The sequence below is a fragment of the Acetobacterium carbinolicum genome (genome assembly GCF_047456275.1).
Taxonomy (GTDB): domain Bacteria; phylum Bacillota; class Clostridia; order Eubacteriales; family Eubacteriaceae; genus Acetobacterium; species Acetobacterium carbinolicum.
In genome coordinates this window covers 1,625,842-1,646,415 of the sequence record NZ_CP173357.1, presented here as the reverse complement: position 1 = coordinate 1,646,415, position 20,574 = coordinate 1,625,842, and the positions used below count along the sequence as shown (strand labels likewise).

Here is a 20,574-nt window from a genome sequence, read left to right as displayed (position 1 = left end):
TATTAGTGATCGGTACGCTTTCTCATTAAATTTCTTTATTTCTTTTTAAGCTTTGCGAGTGCAGTCAACTCTTTATCAATTTGTTTTAGTTTTTCGTCGGAGAAAAACTCGTCGGGAAGTAATTTCTGAGCCTTATCAAAACAGATCCCCATTTTGATGGCCATCTGCAGATAGTCACTTTCAAAAGTTTCATCGCCAAAATAATTTCTTAAAATCTTCATGACATCGTCATCGTCGACCAGCTCCCGTACTTTAGAGTGGATGCCGAGGTACTCTTCATCATGGCCGCCAAACAGACTTTTGAAAAAGCCCTTTTTCTTTTCAGTGCAATTAACCAATTTTTCAAAGGTAATCCCCACCAAGGGCTGATCTGAATTGACCAGTTCAATAATCTTATCAATACACTCCTCAGTAAATATCCCATTAGAAAACTCGACTAACTTACGCAACGGGGTGTTGGCTAACATGGTCATAAAAAAATCATCTTCTCTATTATGGTCATTTCCCATAATCTCTTCAAAACCAGACAGCAATAGTTTTAGAATGGTTTGTCCCCGATCCGTTTTTTCGAAATCACTGAGATAGGATAACGGGTTAATGGGATGGATCAGATCTTTGGTAATCTGAACCGAATAAACAATTGGTAAGTCCCGACTGGATGACCCGATATAGATCTGGTGACTGCCTGACTCATGTTCCCAGGATTTGGTGGTGGGATTGTAGTAAGTAAAGTCACTGAGTCCCAGCTCAAAGCTTATCTCAGCCGAACGCCCTCCGGGGATAAAGACTTTCTTAAATCCACGGAGTTCCCGAATTGGACGAAGGATGGCCGTATCGGATTTTCCAGTATAAAGTTGTATGATCTCTTTGCCGTTCATCACGCCGGTATTGGTGACCTGACATTTAACCATGACCGTTTTTTCGGCATCGATTGTCAGCTCGGATTCTTCGATCAGTTGATAGTCAAAATGGCTATAGCTAAGCCCAAATCCAAAGGGAAAACGAACCTTCTTTTTCGTAAAGTCGTAATAGCGGTACCCCACAAAAATACTCTCACCGTACACCACCTCATCGTGGATACCGGGAAAATTAATGTAAGCCGGGGTATCCTCCAAACGCATGGGAATGGTTTCTGCTAGTTTGCCACAAAAATTATTTTCTCCAACTAAGAGTTTAGCAATCGCATCACCGCCACCCTGACCGCCTAAAAACATCTCAATGATGGCCTTGGGTTGGTGTTCCCAACTCATATCCACAATGCCACCATTTTGAACAATTACTACTGTTTTAGGCTGAACCTTGCAGATCGCACCAATCAGATCAAGCTGTTTTTGAGGCAGCTTCAAGTGAGTACGGTCATAACCTTCTGACTCATCGTGATCCGGCAAGCCAACAAATAACAGGGCCATTTCCGAATTTTTTGCCACCTCCACCGCCTGCGCGGCCAGATGCTTTTGTTCTGCCACCTCATCATGGATATAACCCTGATGAGGAAATAATTGAATTTCATCTTTTACCAGTTTTTTAAGGTGTTCGTAAGGCGAATCGATATGATAAGGATTGATTTTCGAACTGCCACTACCTTGATACCGAGGATCAAATGCCATACTACCGATAATCGCCAGTTTCTTTATCTTAGTCCCGTCAATCGGCAGAATGTGATCCTCGTTCTTTAGTAACACGATGCTCTCAACTGCCGCTAACTGGGCAATTTTATGGTGGCCTTGAGGTTCAATTTCTGTCGGTGTGGCATAGTTCCTGCGATTTTCCTGAGCCAAAAACGAAAACCGAATCAACCGTTCCACCATTTCATTTAAAACCGTAATCTTAAGCTTGCCTTCTTTAACCCGATTAAATATTTTTTGGTTATTGACGCCACCATTACCAGGCATTTCCAGATCCAGTCCGGCGAACACGCCTCTGACCCGGTCATAGACAGCGCCCCAATCGGACATGACGATCCCTTCAAACCCCCACTCCTTCCTGAGCAGTTGGGTCAGAAAATAATTACTCTGAGAGACAAACTTGCCATTGATACTATTATAGGAACACATCACCGCCATTGGTTTACCTTCTTTTACGGCAATCTCAAAAGGTTTTAAGTAAATTTCCCGCAGCGCCCGAATATCAATTTTTTCATCCACCGTCATACGCCGGGTTTCCTGATTGTTGGCCAGAAAATGCTTGACCGTGGTTCCCACACCATGCTCCTTGGCTCCAATAATAAAACTTTTTCCCAAGCGACCAGACAATAACGGGTCTTCCGAAAAATACTCAAAGTTCCGACCGCAAAGAGGCGATCGTTTGATATTAATTCCTGGTCCTAGTATCAGATCGACACCCATTGCTCTGGCCTCCAGGGCGATGGTTCTGGCCACAAACTCAAGTAGCCCTTCATCCCAGGAACAGGCGGTAAGAACTGCTGGAGGAAAACAGGTAGCAGGTCTTCCCTGAGGTATTCCCAAGGTTCCCTCCGTTTCAACTACGCGCATACCATGGGGGCCATCAGCCATGAACACTGGCTCGATGCCGTACTTTGAGTAACTCATCGTTTCCCAGTCAGTTCGGCCCGAACAAAGCGAGACCATTTCTTCCAGACTCATATTTCTTCGTATTTTTTTAATTAATCCTTCATCCATAATTACAACATCTCCTTAATGGATTAACTAGATTTATTAACGTTATGCTTTCTTTTTACGCATTGCCAAAGATTTTTTAGCACAGGCATCAACCGCCGAAATGATGGCATCTCTAAAACCTTTAGCCTCCAGAACCCGAACGGCTTCAATGGTAGTTCCACCAGGCGTACAGATCTGATCTTTTAATTTTCCCGGATGCTCGCCGGACTCAAGAACCAGTTTAGCAGCACCATAAACTGCCTGAGCTGACAGCCGATAGGCCTGATCACGGGGGAAACCATGAAGTACTCCCCCATCAGCCATGGCCTCGATGAGCAGCATCGTATAAGCTGGTGCTGAGCTGGCAATCCCGGGGACCACATCCATCAGTTTTTCGCTAATGATTTCAGTCTTGCCAAAACTTTCAAAAATCGCGATAACATCCTGGATATCTTCTGGTGTCATGTGCCCATCCGGACAGAGGGTGGAATCGGATTCACCTACGAATGCCGGGGTGCTGGGCTGGGTTCTGATTACTTTTACATCCCGGCCCAAAAACTCCTTAATGTCTTCAAAACCAACGCCCACTGCAATAGAGATGATAATCACCGATGGTTTGATACTTCCGGCAATTTCCTCCAACACCTTAGAATACAAAAAAGGCTTCACTGCTAAAACCAGATAATCAGCTTGTTCCGCTACTGCCACATTGGATTTTTGAATGTTAACCCGATATTCTTTGGCTACCTGATCCCTTGCTTCAGAAGAGGGATCAAAGCATAAAATATTTTCCGGTAGAAACAATTCCCCTCTCACCAAACCACCAATCATGGCCTTTGCCATATTTCCGCAACCAATAAAACCAATTTTATTTTTCACTTTAACTCCTTATCATCTTATGCTAATGTACTGTTTGTAATCGACCGTTCGTTATCAAATCATTCTTTTACACACATCGACTGATCATAAACCGTTTTGCCGATTAATTTTTACATAATCTTTATACCCTCTATTTTAGACTTTAATTCAACCCAGTGCAAACCTAAAATAGAAAAACCCACTAATTCTTAAATTAATGGGTTGATCAGATAATTTTCGCTTATCTGTTTTTATAAATCTGCTTCGACAATTTCTTTGCTACCGTTATAGATCTTCGAGATGGTAAAGATGATCAATGCCACCCAAATAAATCCGAAACCAATGAGATCCACCATCGTGAAAACTTCTCCATAAAGAAATACCCCCAGAAACAGCATAATGGAAGGTGTGATATATTGAAAAAAGCCCAGTAGTGAAAAAGATATGTCCTGGACCCCTTTGGCATAAAGCAGTAGCGGAATCGCGGTAACAACCCCCGCCAAAACAGCCAATGCCGTCACCACCGGACTGCCAAGCGCTATCACACCTTGTCCCTGACTTTCAATATAAATCATCGCAACAAAGGCAAACGGTGCCACGACAGCCGTTTCCAGAATTAGTGAGACAATCGGGCTGGCATTAAGTTTCTTCTTAAAGACGCCATACAAGGCAAAGGTAAGTGCCAAAACGATGGCTACCACTGGAAATTTGCCGATTTTTAGGGTAATGAAGACAACTCCGACCAATGCGAGTAAGACTGACAGACTTTCCCATTTGTTAAAACGTTCCCCAAAGAATAGGGCACTGAATAATACCACTACCAGTGGGTTGATATAATAGCCCAGACTGGCATCAATGATAAAATTGGCATTCACAGCCCAGATATAGGTATACCAGTTAAGCGACACCATGATCCCACTGAGGATACAATAAATGAACCTTTTTCTATCTAATAGTACCGTTTTTATTTCTGGCCATTTTTTAATGATGGTAACAAAAATTACACAAAATATAAAAGACCAGAAAATACGCGAAGCCAGGATATAAAGCGGTGACACTTCTTTGAGTGCCTTCCAATAAATCGGGAGGATTCCCCATAAAACATATGCCATCATGGCGCTGATAATACTCTTTTGCATGGTAGCCCTCCATATAAATTCTAAGTTGAGTTATTTAATTTTAGCTAAATTTGGCAATATCGGTTCGATATTGGGCGCCTTCGAAGTGGATTTTGCCGATGTTGGCGTAGACGGTTTTTCTGGCTGCTTCACGGGTTTCGCCCAAGGCGGTGACACAGAGAACCCGGCCGCCATTGGTCTTAAGTTCACCGTTGACCAGTTTGGTACCAGCGTGGAAGACGACACAGTCTTTCACATCATCGATACCGGTGATGACCTGGCCTTTTTTGTAAGTGCCGGGGTAGCCGCCGGAGGCGATCACCACACAAACGGCTTCTTTGTGACTCCATTTGATCTCACAGTCAGCCAGCTTGCCATCGATAACGGCTTCCATGATGTCGACCAGATCAGATTCCATTCGCATCAGGACGCTTTGGGCTTCGGGGTCGCCGAAGCGGACATTGAATTCCAGAACCTTTGGCACACCGCTTTCGATCATCAGTCCGATAAACAGGATTCCTTTAAAGTTCATACCATCGGCAATAAAACCGCCAATAATCGGATCGAGAATTTCTGCTTTGATACGCTTATTTAAGGCTTCATCAGCAAACAGCACATTGGGAGAATAGGTTCCCATACCGCCGGTGTTCAGGCCTTCATCATTGTCATAAGCCCGTTTATAATCCTGAGCACTTTCCATCGGAACAATGGTTTTACCATCGACAAAACAAAGCATCGAGGCTTCCTGACCGGTTAGAAATTCTTCGATAACCACCTTATTGCCAGCTTCTCCGAACTCTCGCTTTTTCATAATCATTTCCATGCCTTCTCGGGCAGCGGCTTCGTTTTCAGGGATCAGTACACCTTTGCCGGCGGCCAGGCCATCAGCCTTGATTACCATGGGATAACCGTAAACCCCTAAATCTTTGATGATTTCATCAAAATCGGTATATTCTTTATAGGCCGCAGTAGGAATTTTGTGACGGAATAAAAACTCCTTGGTAAAGGCTTTGCTACCCTCAAACTGGGCGCAATGCTTGTTGGGACCAAAGACTTTTAAGCCTTCAGCTTCAAACGCGTCAACCATCCCCATCACCAGGGGAACTTCAGGACCCACAACGGTGAGGTCAATCTGGTGTTCTTTGGCAAAAGCTAAACAGCCCGCAATATCTTCAACCGATAAATCGACACATTCGGCCAATTCTGCCATCCCGCCGTTACCCGGGGCGGCATATATTTTGTCAACCCGGGGACTTTGGGCAAGCTTCCATGTCAGAACATGCTCCCGGCCACCGGACCCAATCATTAGTACTTTCATCTGTCTCTCCTTGTTTCGCATTTGTTTTTCAAATCTTCGTGAAGAACGGGAAACGGGCGATCACGGATCACCCCTACAAAATGAATCAAAACCCTGTTTTGCTAAGAGTATTGTTCAATTCAAAATAATTCATGTTAACCCAAATTTTTTCTTCAGAATTGCTTTAGCACAAGGCGGAAATAGTTATGTCCGAAGGGAGCATATCTTACATACGTGACCAAGGACAAAACTATTTCCAACACAATGATTAAGCAATTCTGTGGTAAAAATTAGTGTTTGAAGTGGCGCATGCCGGTAAATACCATCGCAATGCCTGCCTCATCACAGGCTTTGATTGAATCCGCATCACGTCCCGCCCCACCGGGTTGAATAATGGCGATAATGCCAGCGGCAGCGGCAGCTTTGACACTGTCGTCAAAAGGGAAGAAGGCATCAGACGCCATCACTGCTCCTTTAACCTTTTCGCCGGCCTGACGGATGGCGTTTTCCAGAGCACCAACCCGATTGACCTGGCCCGGTCCGTTGGCGATCAGGCATTTATCTTTAGTCAGGCTGATGGCGTTGGATTTAGTGTTCTTAACCGCCTTCCAGGCAAACAGTAATTCATCCATTTCAGCTTCACTGGGCTTAAGTTTCGTGACCACTTTCAACTCATTATAAAGCTTGGTATCGCGTTCCTGTACCAGCAGTCCACCGATGACTTTTTTTACTTCATAGCTCGGTTCGTTGTACGTGATGTCAGAAAGCTCTAATAAACGCAGGTTTGGCTTCGCTGCCAAAACAGCCAACGCCTCTGGTGTAAATCCTGGAGCGACGATCACTTCCAGGAAGGTTTTAATCATTTCTTTGGCAGCGGCTTCGTCAATCAGACGATTAGAAGCGATAATGCCGCCAAAGATGGAAACCGGATCACTGTCATGGGCTTTTATATAGGCCACGGCAATTTCGTCATCGCTGGCAATACCACAAGGATTAGCATGCTTAACCGCGACAATCGTGGGTTCGTCCCCATATTCCTTTAAGATTTCCAGGGCCCCGTTGGTATCGTTGATATTATTGTAGGAAAGTTCTTTACCCTGGAGTTGTTTGGCTGCGGTAAGGGCGCCTTTAACGGGAACCACTTCACCATAGAAAGCAGCTTTCTGGTGCGGATTTTCGCCATAGCGCAGATCCTGAACCTTATTAAAGGTCATCGTAATGGTGTCTTGTAAGACTTCCGCGTTCACCCTTTTTCTTAAATAGTCGGCGATCATCGTGTCATAGTTGGCGGTTGTTTCAAACACTTTTAGAGCCAGGTTATAGCGAGTTTGATCGCTTGTTTTGCCGTTTGTTTTCAGCTCAGATAGCACCACAGCATAGTCTTCCGGATCCACAACTACCGTTACATCATTAAAGTTTTTGGCCGCCGAGCGCAACATCGTCGGTCCTCCAATATCAATATTTTCGACCGCATCGGAAAAGGCGACGCCTTCTTTTAAAATGGTGTTTTTAAATGGATAGAGGTTAATGACCAACAAATCAATGGGGGTAATGTCAAGATCTGCCATTTGCTTCTGGTGGTCTGGATTGTTGCGGATTCCCAAAATCCCACCGTGAATTTTAGGATGTAAGGTTTTGACCCGTCCGTCCAGACATTCCGGAAAGCCGGTTACCTCTGAAACATCGGTAATCGTTAGACCTGCTGCTCTCAGAGTTTTGGCAGTTCCCCCGGTGGATAGGATTTCCCATCCCATTGCTGTCAGTTTTGTTGCAAATTCGACAATCCCATGTTTATCCGATACACTTAATAAAGCTCTCATAGTATTCCTCCAAATTTATTACTTAACAAGTTCCCTACATTTATTTGATTGAATCAAAAATTTGATTCATGATTACTTTGACTCTTTAAATACTTAACGGTTCGGCCATCCACCGTCAATTGGTCAAGACAAAAAGCCTTCACCGCCTTTGGTAAAAGCTCGTGTTCAATTTTAAGGACTTTCTGCTGGATCGATTCAGGGGTATCATCATCCGCAACCATAACGGTTTCCTGAAAGATCACCGGACCGCCGTCGGCCACTTCGTTAACAAAGTGAACCGTTGCCCCGGTAACCTTGACGCCATAATCGAAGACGGCCTGATGAACATGCATCCCGTAAAAACCAGCCCCGCAAAAAGATGGAATTAGGGCCGGATGAATATTGATAATGGCGTTGGGATAAGCTTTCACAAAAACTGGGGTAATGATTTTCATATAGCCGGCCAGCACCACCAGATCGACGTTATAGCCACTTAAAATCTCGACAATTTTTTCATCAAAGGCTTCATTGCTGGGATAACCTTTGGGATTGATGGCCACTGCCGGAATCCCAGCGGCTTCCCCCCGTTCCAAACCAAAAGCCTGGCGGTTATTGGAAATCACCACCGCAATTACACCATATTTATGATGAATGGTATCAATCAAGGATTGAAAATTGGTCCCGCCGCCAGAAACCAGCACGCCGATTTTTTTTAAAGCTTTTACACACATAAGTTGATTTTTTCCTCTCCTTTAACGATGGAACCAAGAATAACCGGCTTTTCGCCCTTGGCTGTTAAACCGGACACAAAGGCTTCAACCTGATCAACTGGCAGAACTGCCACCAGACCAATTCCCATATTAAAGGTGGCATACATGCTTTCAGCGGGAATTTTTCCCGCTTCCTGGATAAATTTAAAAATCGGTAGGGTTTCGATCACGCTGGGGTCAACCTTAGCGCACAGTCCGTCAGGAATCATTCGGGGAATATTTTCATAGAACCCGCCACCAGTGATATGGCTCATGCCTTTGATTTTGCAGGGTTTGATCAGATCCGCTAACGCATTAACATAAATTCGGGTCGGTGTCAGCAGGGCTTCGCCCAGGGTCATGCCCAGATCGTCGACATAGGTATTGACATCCATGGACAGATCTTTAAATAAAACTTTTCGCACCAGCGAAAAACCGTTACTATGAACCCCGGAGGATGGCAGGCCTACCAGAACATCACCTTCAGCAATAGTTGCACCCGTGACAATATCATCTTTTTCAACGATGCCCACCGCAAAACCGGCCAGGTCATATTCATCGAGGCCGTACATATCCGGCATTTCCGCGGTTTCACCACCAATTAAAGCCATATTTCCCTGGATACAGCCTTCAGCAATCCCTTTAACAATGGTAGCGATTTTTTTTGGATAGTTTTTGCCGCAGGCAATGTAGTCCAAAAAGAACATCGGTTGGGCACCCTGACATAAGATATCATTAACACACATCGCGACGCAGTCAACGCCGATGGTATCATGGCGATCCATCATAAACGCCAGGCGCAGTTTGGTTCCAACTCCATCCGTACCCGAAACCAGGACCGGTTTCTGGTACCCTTCAGGTAATTCGAAAAGTCCGCCAAATCCCCCCAGGTGCGAAAGGACCTGATCATTAAAGGTCCGCTTGACATCGGCCTTCATCAATTTAACCGATTCGTAACCTGCTTCCACGTCGACTCCGGCCTGTCGATATGCATCTGTTTTCATCTGATTTTCTGACATGTTTCCTCCATCTATTTTATTACGTTCCATTAATTATTTTTACGATTTAGTCATTCGCATTTAAGATTGGCACTTCCATGGGGTATTCCCCATCAAAGCAGGCGCGGCAGAAGGTTGTCTTTCCACCGACTGACTCATTTAAACCATCCAGAGAAATATAGGCCAGCGAATCTGCACCTAAAATTTCTCTGATTTCTTCGACGGTTTTCTTGGCACCAATCAGGTATTTTCTCCGGGGGGTATCAATCCCAAAATGACAAGTATGCGCAACCGGCGGGCTAGTAACCCGGAAATGTACTTCTTTGGCACCGGCTTGTCTTAAAATTGCAACCAGTCGTTTGGAGGTTGTTCCCCGAACGATGGAGTCATCAATGATAATGACCCGTTTATCCTTAATGGTTTCTTTTAATGGGTTTAGCTTAATGCGCACCCCTTCTTCTCGAAGCTTCTGATTGGGCTGAATAAAGGTTCGGCCGATGTATTTATTCTTTATTAAACCAACGCCATAAGGAATACCGGATGCTTCCGCATAACCAATCGCGGCACCAATCCCTGAGTCCGGCACCCCGATGACGACATCAGCTTCAACCGGTGCCTCTTTAGCAAGAATTTCACCGGCTTTATGACGAGCCGCATAAACCGAGGTTTCATCCATCACCGAATCTGGTCGGGCAAAATAAATCAACTCAAAGATACAGGCTTTCTTTTTCACCCAGTTATTCTGTCCGTAACTGTTTAAACCATTTTCATCAATAACTACAATTTCACCAGGTTCAACGTCCCGAACCAATTCTGCCCCGATGGCATCCAAGGCACAGCTTTCCGAAGCCAAAAAATAATCTTCATCCTTTTTGCCAATGCAAAGAGGCCGTAAACCATAGGGATCACGGACGCCTACCAACTTATCGCCAACTGTAATAACCAGGGCATAAGCGCCCTTGATAATTTCTACCATCCGCTGAATCGCTTCAATCATCCCATGTCTAAGACCTCTAGCCAGGATATTTACCATTACCTCGGTATCAATGGTGGTTTGAAAAACAACCCCTGAGTCTTCCAGCATGTTTCGCAACGCGCTGTCATTGATGAGGTTGCCGTTGTGGGCTAAAGCAATTTGACCGACACTATGGTTGACCGTCAGTGGTTGAGCATTCATAACCCCATCTTCTCCTGAGGTGGAGTAACGGACGTGACCAATCCCAATATTTCCTTTAAGCTGTTTTAGGACGTTGCCTTTAAAAGCATCACTGACTAAACCCGTCTCTTTATGGGTTGAGATCTTACCTTCTTTGTTAACCGATATACCGGCGCTTTCCTGACCTCGATGTTGAAGCGCGTAAAGTCCATAATAGATATAGGAAGAACAGTTATTCTCTTTGGATTTGAGATAGGCCCCCATTATTCCACATTCATCGCGAAACTTGTCATTTATCATTGGTGTGTTGTACCCTCCAGGTATTAGATTTTAATTTTCCTGATGTCTTAATTTTTTAGGTGAGTTGTGATTGTTTTTAAGCCTGAACGCGTTTAAGCATCTCTTCATAGGCTTCTTCAATATGGCCAAGGTTTCGTCTGAAACGGTCTTTATCCAGTTTTTCATTTGTTTCCACATCCCAAAAGCGACAGGTGTCCGGTGAGATTTCGTCTGCTAAAACGATTTGTCCATCATTGGTTTTACCAAACTCGATTTTGAAGTCCACCAGATTAATCCCTTTTCCCAGGAAATAAGCTTTTAAAATATCGTTAATTTTAAAGGTCATTTCGCGGATCACTTCAATTTCTTCGGCGGTAGCTAATTCCATGGCGATCGCGTGATAATCATTGATGACGGGGTCGCCAAAATCATCGTTTTTATAACAGAATTCAAAAATTGGTGACTTTAGTTTCAAGCCTTCTTCCAGACCGAGGCGTTTGCAAATAGAACCGGCGGCGGTGTTTCGGATAATCACTTCCAACGGGAAAATCGTAACTGCTTTAACCAATTGTTCCTTTTCCGAAAGAACTTTGATAAAATGAGTCGGAATGCCCTTTTCTTCGAGCATCGTGAAAATAACGCCGGTCATCTTATTGTTAATAACGCCTTTACCGCCGATACTCCCCTTTTTTTCGCCGTTGAACGCTGTAGCATCATCTTTATACTCAATGATAAATTCATCGGGACGATCGGTTTTGTATACTTTTTTTGCCTTACCTTCATATAATTGTTCTAACTTTTCCATCTTAATCTCCTTAAAAATTGATTTGAATCAAGGGTGTATGTTTCAAATTTTTATAGAATCTCCTGAACTTTTTCATTTTTAGCGACAACTTCATCATTTAACTGAATTTTAAAGGTCTTTATTTTCTCCCGAATCTCCGGATACTTGATTGATAGCATCTGGGCTGCCAAAATCCCGGCATTTTCAGCACCATTAACCGCAACGGTCGCAACCGGTACGCCTGATGGCATCTGGACAATCGATAAAAGCGAATCCAGTCCTCCCTGAAAAGAAGTTTGAATGGGAATACCGATGACTGGCAGTGGTGTGATCCCGGCGATGACTCCTGGCAGGTGCGCAGCTTTCCCGGCCGCTGCAATAAACAACTCAATACCCCGGGCTTCAGCTGTCGTTGCGTATTCGAAAATTTTGTGCGGATTCCGGTGGGCCGAAATAACCTGAACATCATATTCAACACCAAATTTTTCCAATGCGATCAGACATTTTTTGACGATGTCAAAATCCGAATCACTTCCCATAATAACAGCGACTTTTGGTTTACTCATTCTTAAATTCTCCTTATGGTTTGAAACTATTTCTTATTAATAAACATCCGCACTTATTTAAAATAATTAACGCCCGCTTTAAAGATCTGCTGATCCATATTTCCAGGTATGTTTTTATAAAGATTCTTGCCGATCCGTTCAGAGTGACCCATTTTTCCAAGCACCCGTCCGTCCCGGCTAGTAATACCTTCGACTGCATAAACTGAACCGTTCGGATTAAAACACCCCGAAAGGGTGGCTTCACCCTCAAAATCCACATATTGGGTAGCAATCTGACCATTTTCGATAAGGGTTCTTAACACCGCATCATTAGCCACGAATCGGCCTTCCCCATGAGACATGGGCATGCGATGGATGTCTCCCACCTTGGTGTTGGCAAGCCATGGTGACAAATTGGAACTGATTCGGGTCATCGGGATGGTCGAAACATGACGACCAATCGTATTAAAGGTTAAGGTTGGCATCTCCGCGGTAATCGGACAGATTTCACCAGTGGGTACCAGCCCTAACTTGATTAGCGCCTGGAAGCCGTTACAGATTCCCAGAACCAAACCGTCCCGGTTATTGAGTAAATCCATGACAGCATCCATCATTTTCGGATTTCTGAAAACCGCAGCAATAAATTTACCAGAACCGTTGGGTTGATCCCCGGCACTAAATCCGCCAGGAATCATAATTATCTGGGAGGCTCTGATATGCGCTGCCATTTCATCAATGGAGTGGGTTATATCCTGAGCCGACTGATTTTTAAAAATGGTGGTGACCGGTTTTGCGCCAGCGTTTTCAAAGGCTTTTACCGAATCATATTCGCAGTTAGTTCCCGGAAAAACCGGAATAAACACCTGCGGTTTTGGCTGCTTTTCTTTCCTGTAAACAAAAGGTTTGGCATTAAAACTTAAGGTTTTTACTGCTCCAGTGGTTTCCACTTTTTCCGGGTACACCGATCGCAACGGTGCTTCCCAGACTTCAACGAGTTCACTAATCGCGATCGCATCACGGCCATAAACAATTTCTCCGCCACCATTTGTTTTTCCGATCGGGGTTGATCCTTCCAGTATCTCAAAGCTTTCGACTAAAATACTGCCATACAGGGATTTAAACAAAAAGGCTGGATCGATCCGGTCATTAAGGGTAACTCCAACACTATTTCCGAAAGCCATTTTTGTGATCGCTTCTACCAGGCCACCACAACCAATGGTTTTTGCACTTAAGATTTTACCTTCCTGATTGGCTTTGATGATGATATCATAAACGGCTTTAACCACCGTTAATTCCGGCACCCCATTTTCATCCACCGGTAGTACGAATAATTGGATTAATGATTCGGTGGACTTGAGTTCGCTGGTTATCACCGTATCGACATGGGCTGTCGCCACCGCAAAGGAAATCAGGGTTGGCGGAACGGTCAGTTCACCAAAGGTACCCGACATACTATCCTTACCGCCGATAGCCGGTGTTCCCATCGCCGTCTGGACTTGATGGGCACCTAAAAGGGCTGCAAAAGGTCGGCCCCATTTAAGTGGTTCTTGACCCAATCGTTCAAAATATTCCTGGAAACTGAGGCGGGCTTTTTTGTAATCCCCACCGATGGCGACCAGTTTAGATAGAGATTCAAGAACCCCCATCATCCCGCCTAAAAAAGGACTGCTTTTGGCAATGGCCGGATTATAGCCAAAAGTCATCATGCTGCAGGTGGTGGTATCGCCATGAATCATCGGGATCTTAGCCACCATACCATCCATTGGTGAGAGTGCGTTTTTGCCACCATAGGGCATGACCACAGTACCGGCACCAATGGTCGCGTCAAACATTTCCACCATGCCCCGCTGGCTGGCTACATTCAGATCTTTTAAAGTTTCTGTGATCTTATTGATAAAATTAAAGTTTTCATCTTTTTTAGGATCTTGATCCGCTGTTTTTTTATCACTTTTTATTTCCATCGGCGGTTCAATCACTACATCAATAAATTGCGGCGCACCATTGGTTTCAAGAAATGCGCGGGAGATATTTAAAACCTCTGTGCCCCGCCATTTCATGATCAGGCGACCGGAATCAGTAACCGTGGCAACCGGGGTAATCTCAAGATTTTCAGCGTTTCCCATGGTGATAAAAGCGTCCACATTCTTGGGATCAACCACCACGGCCATACGTTCCTGAGATTCAGAGATGGCCAGCTCGGTACCATCCAAACCTTCATATTTTTTTGGTACCTTGTCTAAATCAATTTCCAGGCTGTCCGCTAGTTCACCAATTGCTACCGATACACCACCGGCACCAAAATCGTTGCAACGCTTGATTAAATTGGCCAGTTCTTTTCTTCTAAACAACCGCTGGATTTTTCGTTCTTCGACCGGATTCCCTTTTTGAACCTCTGCACCGCTTTCTAAAATGGATTCTTCCGTGTGAACCTTGGATGAACCAGTAGCGCCGCCGCAGCCATCCCGACCGGTTCGTCCACCGACTAACAACACCACATCGCCTGGAGTGGGACGTTCGCGGATGACATTTTCTTTGGGGGCTGCCGCAATCACGGCGCCGACTTCCATTCGCTTGGCCAGAAAACCGGGATCGTAAACTTCAGTAACCTGACCGGTTGCCAGGCCAATTTGATTCCCGTAGGAACTGTAGCCATGGGCGGCTTCAGTCGAAATTTTACGCTGCGGCAATTTGCCCGGGAGAGTATCTTCAATCGCGGCCCGAGGATCCCAAGCGCCAGTAACCCGCATCGCCTGATAAACGTAGCTTCGTCCTGAAAGAGGATCTCGGATGGCTCCACCCAAACAGGTGGCAGCACCCCCAAATGGTTCAATTTCGGTGGGATGATTATGCGTTTCATTTTTAAACATCAACAGCCATTCTTCATCGACACCATCATGATCGACGACCATGTTAATACTGCAGGCGTTGATTTCTTCTGACTCATCCAAATCTGGTATCCGTCCCTGTTTCTTTAGGGCTTTCGTCCCAATCACAGCCAGATCCATCAGGCTCATCGGTCGTTTAGTGTTTTCTCCGTATAGCGCTGTTCTGGCCTGACAGTAATCATCATAGGCCCGCTTCATCGCCTGTGAAATGGGATCATCTCCCAGAAACTGTACCTGTTTAATTTGAGTCAAAAAGGTTGTATGACGACAATGATCCGACCAATAGGTATCAATGACCTTTAATTCCGTAATGGTCGGGTTTCGTTTTTCATCTTTATTAAAATATTTTTGCACAAACAAGATATCCTCGGTCGTCATGGCGAATCCATTGTCCACCCGAAACGCTTCTAATTGATCTGCCTGCAGCGCAATAAAACCATCTAACGGCTTGATATCTGCTGGCTCTCGCACCTCATCAACCAAAGTGGCAAAAGGTTCCAGGCTGGCTTCCTGAGAATCCACCGGATTGATCATATAGCGCTTGATGCTATTCAGTTCATTTTGTGTCAATTCTCCTATAAGGACAACAATTTTAGCTACCTTAATCAGCGCCCGTTCCCCCGACACGATCTGAATACACTGAATCGCCGAATCACCATGTTGATCATATTGGCCAGGTAAATAGGAAATCCCAAAAATGTTCTCGTCGTCGTTAATCTGAAGGACTCCTTCAAAGACCTGATCGACATTGGGCTCGGATAAAATGGTATCAATAATCTGATTGAACAAACCATCTGTCACGCCTTCTACGTCATATCGGTATAAGATACGCATAGACTTAAGCTTCGAAATCTTTAAAATTCGTTGAAAGGTTTGTGTCAGCGATTTAGCTTCAACTTCAAACCGGTCTTTTTTTTCTACAAAAATTCGTTTTATCACAATTTTTCCACCTTTTTTAATGATAAACTTATTTTACTATTTCCGAACAATAATATCAAGATTTTTTAAAACGTTCGGATTATTTTTTTATTCTCCGCTATTTTCTCGTCTGCAACGATAGTTTTAAAGTTTTTCACGAGTATGATATAATACGAAGTATAATTGTTCAGAAAATGGGTAATATAGTTTTATCCAACCAACTAAAACTAAATAACGTTACACGAGAGGTAATAGTATGAAAATTTTCCATTTGCATCATAGCGGCTTTTTAATCCAATTAGAGGATAAAACCTTGATTTTTGATTGCTTTACTCATATTCCCACCAGTTTACTACGCAAAGGAATTCCTCATTTTTTCTTTGTGTCACACGGGCATGGTGACCACTACAACGTCGATATTTTTTCGACTAACCGAATCTATCACCCTACCTACATAATTAGTGATGACATTCCCAAGGCATCTACCCACAAAACCCATGCCATCGGTCCCTACCAGCATATGTCGTTGGGCGGGATGGACATCAAAACCTTTGGGTCTACTGACCAGGGCATCTCTTTTTATATTGCCACTAATTCCCACCGTATTTTTCATGCCGGGGACCTTAACTGGTGGGACTGGGACACCAGCGAAAAGCCAAACATCGATCCAATACAGGAAGAAAAAGACTTTAAGGCTGAACTGGAAAAAATGAAGAGCCTACCCATGGAATTTGCCTTTATTCCCGTTGACCCGCGTCTCGGCGATTCCTTCTACAAGGCCGGCCAATACTTTATTGAAACCTTCCATCCTAAGGTCATGATTCCCATGCATTTTCGGGATGAGTTTGGAATCATCAAACAGTTTAAAGCCAAAATCGGAAACACCGCAACTGTTATTCCTGAATTTAAAGAACGAAATGTAAGAATTAAAAACACTTGGTCTTTAGACAACTAAAAAATGAAGAACCCCTAATTCCAGAATCGGATCAGGGGTTCTCCTTATATCTCAAAACAGTTACTCTCAATAAGATAATTTCTTACTCCACGGAGCGAAGAATGGTTGGTCGCCTGGCTGATTTTGGGATAAACCGTTAGATGATCCATGCGATTTTCCACCTTATTCAGATTAAACCCTTCCGGCACCACCATAAACTTTCCGATTCCGGGTTCAATCGCCCTTTGGGGACAACCATAAATACAACGCATACAAATGACGCAGTTATTTCCGAAGATATGTTGACCGTCGATAATCTTAATATTATCACGCGGACACAGCTTTTCGCACCAACCGCAATCAACACAGTTTTCATTTACCTTAAGATGTTGACCAAAAATTCTTCCCCCGAAAACTTCGAAGTATCCCAATCTGGAAGCAAAACGGTCAATCCCATATGATGCCAAACGATGTCGCTGCCCTGATTTCAATTCCTCAACTACCCGGTCCACTATTACCGGTGTGGCATGAAGGATCATCGCACAAAGACTCTCATCAAAGCCGATCATAAAATTAGACGGCATAACCACCATTTTTTCGTAGATCACATCATAACCTTTTTTCTCAAGCTGCCTTATTGTCGCCCGGCGACACGCAGTGTTGGGGGAAATTTCTCCGCCACCCGATACCGAAACCACTACTGCCGGCTGTCCCTTTTTAACTGTTTGGATTTTTTTCAGCCATTCTTCAACGGGTTTCGGGGCATTAAATGCATAAACCGGGAAAAGCAAAACTAATAATTCTCCTGAAACAACGGGGTTTACCGCGCCTTTTAATTCTATACGCGTAACGGTTACTGATCTTTTAACAAATGAACGTTCAAATGCATCAGCAACCCGAGCAGTCCCTCCCGTACCAGTAAAATATACAAGATTTGTGCTTTTAAAATCCATTTTTTCCTCACTATCTATCGTGCTGCTAATTTATCATGTTAATTTCCAGCAGCCTTTATTGATATCATTAATCATTGTCCCACATTATTAAGACGTTTTAAAATTATTTTCTGTTCCCCCAATAATATAACGCTTCAATTAACACAATTATTATCATACTCATAGTTTTTACCCATCAACATTCTGTTTAAACACCACTTTTTAGATAAGATTATGATTAAAAAGCTTTACAGCTAACCACAATCGAGTATAAAATAAAGAAAAGGCAACAATTTCGACGAAACCAGAAAGGAACCCTCAAACATGAATGAATTTTTCGATTCCAACTGCGAAGATGACATGAAAAAGGATGTTTCAACTAACGTCGATCTGGACAGCCTCACCCAGATTGCCAACCGCCAGAAATTTAATATCATGCTGAATGAAGCAGTCAAAAAATCGCATAATACGGTATGCTACTTATCGATTCTCTTGATTGACATTGACTATTTTAAAGAATACATTGATAGGTATGGCCTTTTATCGGGCAATGACTGCCTTCGTCAGGTAGCTTTTTCACTACAAGGCACCCTGAAAAGAGCCGGAGATTTAGTCGCCCGATGGGATCATGAAAAATTTGTCTGTATTCTCTCGGATACCGACCCTGCTGGTGCTGCAACGATGGCACAGAAAATGAGCCATGCGATTATCGATTTAGCCATTCCCAATTCAGCCTCTTCTGTGGCAGATGTTATCACAATATCCGTTGGTGTAGTAACATCCATTCTTACAGATGAAATCGCCAGTGACAAGCTTATCAAAAAAGCAGATCATGCCTTATCTATCGCCATAAAAACGGGTCGAAATAAAATTGCTATCAGTAACAGCTAAAACCGGGTTTACCACCTGGTTTTTTTATTTTGTTACCACGCAGTTGCGGCCCCTTAATTTTGCTTCATAAAGAGCATTATCCACCCGATCAATCATACTCTCGATGGATTCACCCTTTTTATAGGCAGTAACACCAAAACTGCAGGTTTGAGTGAGCCCTCTTGTAAACTGGGTCTGTTCAATAACAATCCGAATCCGTTCAGCTGTTATCTTGGCTCCATCGCTGTCCGTCTTCGGCATGATGATCAAAAACTCCTCCCCTCCCCAGCGGCTTAACATATCGACTGTTCGAATTTCCCGCGAGAGCAGATTTACCAGGTGAATGAGAATTTCGTCTCCTAAATTATGTCCAAAGGTGTCATTCACTTTTTTAAAAAAATCCATATCCAGCATGATTATTGAAAACACATGATCATAGCGGTCACATCTTTCTATTTCATTTTTTATAAACGCGTGGGCCTTCATGCGATTATATGCCTGGGTCAGATAATCACGCTCTGCTAAACGTCTGGCTTCTGCGTTGGCTTGTTCCAACTCTTCTGTTACCACTCTGATAAAATTAACTAATCGGGAAATAATCTGAGAGTGTTGGCTGGAGAATGGATCCAATAGTTTTGGCTTTTCAATCCGCTTCTCTTGTTTTTTAATCAGTTTATTCCCATTCCGCTCTTTCATGCTGACCGCCACCATGGTGGCATTTAGCAACATCACGTAGTGACCCTGCGAATAAATTTCGCCATAGGTATAAAAACCCGATGTGGGTGCAATGGACTCAAAGGGTCTGGTTTCCAGATCCACCTCGCTTTGCAGCAAATAACGCCGACAAATGCAGGAGTAAAGAAAAATAGCTTCTGGTTTAAATGCCTGAATACGGTTTTGAATATCATTGGCTTTTTCAATCATTACGGATGGATTACCATAACCAATGCATACTTTCTCACCTTCTTTCAACTCAGCGATAAATTTAATAGCTTTTTCCTCATTAACTCTCATGGGAACCTTGGCATACAAAATCCCATTCCGTTTTAGCAACAGGGGAAACTCCAAAACATTGAGAAAAAAATCTTCATCATTCTGTATATCCAGATAACGATGAAACACTTCATAAGCTGGCTCATCATCAATCTTCTTTACCCAAAGACCGTCTGTTTCAGTAATGACCATTTCTTTACTTAAAGGTTGCCAACCCAAATAAGTATGCATATCGATCTGGATGTCATTTCCCATAAACACAACAGCCAGTACTCCTTTTGATGTACACTTCCCATTTAGGGCGATTAGTGGTTCCTGTTCAGCTTCATAATCACCAGCACCGCCTCCAAAGACCGGATACCTACCGCTTCGAGCGGCAGAAAAACCGTTTAAAAAAACAGAAACATCCATGGTAAAAGGCGTTGCTAAGAGCATAATTCCTGCAATTCCCCGGCAAGAGCGCTCAATTTTTTTAGCAAAGTTAGTTCCTAAATCTATTTCATTGCCGTCATCACCATTAACTAAAAAACCCATAATTTTAGTTTTTTCTAAAAATGCGAAGGAAATTACTGTGGTGTTGATTAGCAGGCGGCCGACTGCAATTTCACCCATGGTGGTGGCACCGACAATCACCCCACCGGGCATCGACTCGCGGAGAGTCGATTCGATCGCCATCATCCAGCAGGGATCGCGCACCGCGGAGAATACTTGTACAAATACTGAAGCCGAGCAATTCAAATGATTCTTGCATTCTTCAGTCAACACGTATTCATTTAACATTTCTATCGTATTAATCGTAATTATCTTGCTGATCATTGAATTAACTCCTACTTACTGGTTT

Annotated in this window: 15 protein-coding genes; 2 read left to right on the top strand and 13 right to left on the bottom strand. The window is 43.7% G+C overall.

The window, feature by feature from the left end; genetic code table 11:
- Positions 1–35 precede the first annotated feature (35 nt).
- From ACIZ62_RS07595 to ACIZ62_RS07545, 11 genes are all read right to left on the bottom strand, one after another.
- Positions 36–2,639 (bottom strand): glycoside hydrolase family 3 C-terminal domain-containing protein, encoded by a 2,604-nt coding sequence (locus ACIZ62_RS07595; protein WP_414151632.1) that lies wholly within the window; start codon positions 2,637–2,639, stop codon positions 36–38.
- 42 nt (positions 2,640–2,681) lie between these two features.
- A complete protein-coding gene (gene proC / locus ACIZ62_RS07590; RefSeq protein WP_111887272.1) occupies positions 2,682–3,497 on the bottom strand; it encodes a pyrroline-5-carboxylate reductase in 816 nt (271 codons plus the stop codon).
- A 230-nt stretch (positions 3,498–3,727) separates the two neighbouring features.
- Positions 3,728–4,615, bottom strand: a complete 888-nt coding sequence (gene rarD, locus ACIZ62_RS07585; protein ID WP_322518757.1) for an EamA family transporter RarD — start codon at positions 4,613–4,615, stop codon at positions 3,728–3,730.
- A 40-nt stretch (positions 4,616–4,655) separates the two neighbouring features.
- On the bottom strand, positions 4,656–5,912 hold the full coding sequence (gene purD, locus ACIZ62_RS07580; RefSeq protein WP_111887274.1) for a phosphoribosylamine--glycine ligase: 1,257 nt from the start codon (positions 5,910–5,912) through the stop codon (positions 4,656–4,658).
- 269 nt (positions 5,913–6,181) lie between these two features.
- Entirely contained in the window at positions 6,182–7,711 is a 1,530-nt protein-coding gene (gene purH / locus ACIZ62_RS07575; protein WP_414151631.1) for a bifunctional phosphoribosylaminoimidazolecarboxamide formyltransferase/IMP cyclohydrolase, read from the bottom strand.
- Positions 7,712–7,764: 53 nt separating this feature from the next.
- Complete coding sequence (purN, locus tag ACIZ62_RS07570) at positions 7,765–8,421, bottom strand: phosphoribosylglycinamide formyltransferase (protein ID WP_414151630.1); 657 nt, start codon at positions 8,419–8,421, stop codon at positions 7,765–7,767.
- Positions 8,412–9,458: a phosphoribosylformylglycinamidine cyclo-ligase gene (gene purM, locus ACIZ62_RS07565; RefSeq protein ID WP_414151629.1), complete on the bottom strand. Its 1,047-nt coding sequence runs from the start codon at positions 9,456–9,458 to the stop codon at positions 8,412–8,414. The genes purN and purM overlap by 10 nt, the downstream gene beginning before the upstream one ends.
- A gap of 46 nt (positions 9,459–9,504) precedes the next feature.
- A complete protein-coding gene (gene purF, locus ACIZ62_RS07560; protein WP_111887278.1) occupies positions 9,505–10,893 on the bottom strand; it encodes an amidophosphoribosyltransferase in 1,389 nt (462 codons plus the stop codon).
- 76 nt (positions 10,894–10,969) lie between these two features.
- A complete protein-coding gene (purC, locus tag ACIZ62_RS07555; RefSeq protein WP_414151628.1) occupies positions 10,970–11,677 on the bottom strand; it encodes a phosphoribosylaminoimidazolesuccinocarboxamide synthase in 708 nt (235 codons plus the stop codon).
- A 50-nt stretch (positions 11,678–11,727) separates the two neighbouring features.
- Positions 11,728–12,222: a 5-(carboxyamino)imidazole ribonucleotide mutase gene (gene purE, locus ACIZ62_RS07550; protein ID WP_111887280.1), complete on the bottom strand. Its 495-nt coding sequence runs from the start codon at positions 12,220–12,222 to the stop codon at positions 11,728–11,730.
- Positions 12,223–12,275: 53 nt separating this feature from the next.
- The gene (locus ACIZ62_RS07545) at positions 12,276–16,025 is read right to left on the bottom strand and encodes a phosphoribosylformylglycinamidine synthase (RefSeq protein WP_414151627.1); all 3,750 of its coding nucleotides are present in this window, start codon (positions 16,023–16,025) and stop codon (positions 12,276–12,278) included.
- Between the two features lie 235 nt (positions 16,026–16,260).
- Here ACIZ62_RS07545 and ACIZ62_RS07540 point away from each other — a divergent pair, with 235 nt between their 5' ends.
- On the top strand, positions 16,261–16,959 hold the full coding sequence (locus tag ACIZ62_RS07540) for an MBL fold metallo-hydrolase (protein WP_111887282.1): 699 nt from the start codon (positions 16,261–16,263) through the stop codon (positions 16,957–16,959).
- Between the two features lie 44 nt (positions 16,960–17,003).
- Here the strand turns inward: ACIZ62_RS07540 and ACIZ62_RS07535 are convergent, their stop codons facing one another.
- Positions 17,004–17,891, bottom strand: coding sequence for an EFR1 family ferrodoxin (locus ACIZ62_RS07535; RefSeq protein ID WP_111887283.1), 888 nt, complete (start codon positions 17,889–17,891; stop codon positions 17,004–17,006).
- A gap of 303 nt (positions 17,892–18,194) precedes the next feature.
- Here ACIZ62_RS07535 and ACIZ62_RS07530 point away from each other — a divergent pair, with 303 nt between their 5' ends.
- Positions 18,195–18,761, top strand: coding sequence for a diguanylate cyclase (locus tag ACIZ62_RS07530; RefSeq protein WP_414151626.1), 567 nt, complete (start codon positions 18,195–18,197; stop codon positions 18,759–18,761).
- A 24-nt stretch (positions 18,762–18,785) separates the two neighbouring features.
- Here ACIZ62_RS07530 and ACIZ62_RS07525 read toward each other — a convergent pair whose 3' ends face one another.
- Positions 18,786–20,549 (bottom strand): diguanylate cyclase, encoded by a 1,764-nt coding sequence (locus ACIZ62_RS07525; RefSeq protein ID WP_414151625.1) that lies wholly within the window; start codon positions 20,547–20,549, stop codon positions 18,786–18,788.
- Positions 20,550–20,574: the final 25 nt, after the last annotated feature.

Excerpts from the sequence above, each read along its gene's own strand:
- ACIZ62_RS07595 (WP_414151632.1), bottom strand. The coding sequence starts at position 2,639 with ATGGATGAAGGATTAATTAAAAAAATACGAAGAAATATGAGTCTGGAA.
- rarD (WP_322518757.1), bottom strand. The coding sequence starts at position 4,615 with ATGCAAAAGAGTATTATCAGCGCCATGATGGCATATGTTTTATGGGGA.
- purD (WP_111887274.1), bottom strand. The coding sequence starts at position 5,912 with ATGAAAGTACTAATGATTGGGTCCGGTGGCCGGGAGCATGTTCTGACA.
- purH (WP_414151631.1), bottom strand. The coding sequence starts at position 7,711 with ATGAGAGCTTTATTAAGTGTATCGGATAAACATGGGATTGTCGAATTT.
- purN (WP_414151630.1), bottom strand. The coding sequence starts at position 8,421 with ATGTGTGTAAAAGCTTTAAAAAAAATCGGCGTGCTGGTTTCTGGCGGC.
- purM (WP_414151629.1), bottom strand. The coding sequence starts at position 9,458 with ATGTCAGAAAATCAGATGAAAACAGATGCATATCGACAGGCCGGAGTC.
- purF (WP_111887278.1), bottom strand. The coding sequence starts at position 10,893 with ATGATAAATGACAAGTTTCGCGATGAATGTGGAATAATGGGGGCCTAT.
- purC (WP_414151628.1), bottom strand. The coding sequence starts at position 11,677 with ATGGAAAAGTTAGAACAATTATATGAAGGTAAGGCAAAAAAAGTATAC.
- purE (WP_111887280.1), bottom strand. The coding sequence starts at position 12,222 with ATGAGTAAACCAAAAGTCGCTGTTATTATGGGAAGTGATTCGGATTTT.
- ACIZ62_RS07540 (WP_111887282.1), top strand. The coding sequence starts at position 16,261 with ATGAAAATTTTCCATTTGCATCATAGCGGCTTTTTAATCCAATTAGAG.
- ACIZ62_RS07535 (WP_111887283.1), bottom strand. The coding sequence starts at position 17,891 with ATGGATTTTAAAAGCACAAATCTTGTATATTTTACTGGTACGGGAGGG.
- ACIZ62_RS07530 (WP_414151626.1), top strand. The coding sequence starts at position 18,195 with ATGAATGAATTTTTCGATTCCAACTGCGAAGATGACATGAAAAAGGAT.
- ACIZ62_RS07525 (WP_414151625.1), bottom strand. The coding sequence starts at position 20,549 with ATGATCAGCAAGATAATTACGATTAATACGATAGAAATGTTAAATGAA.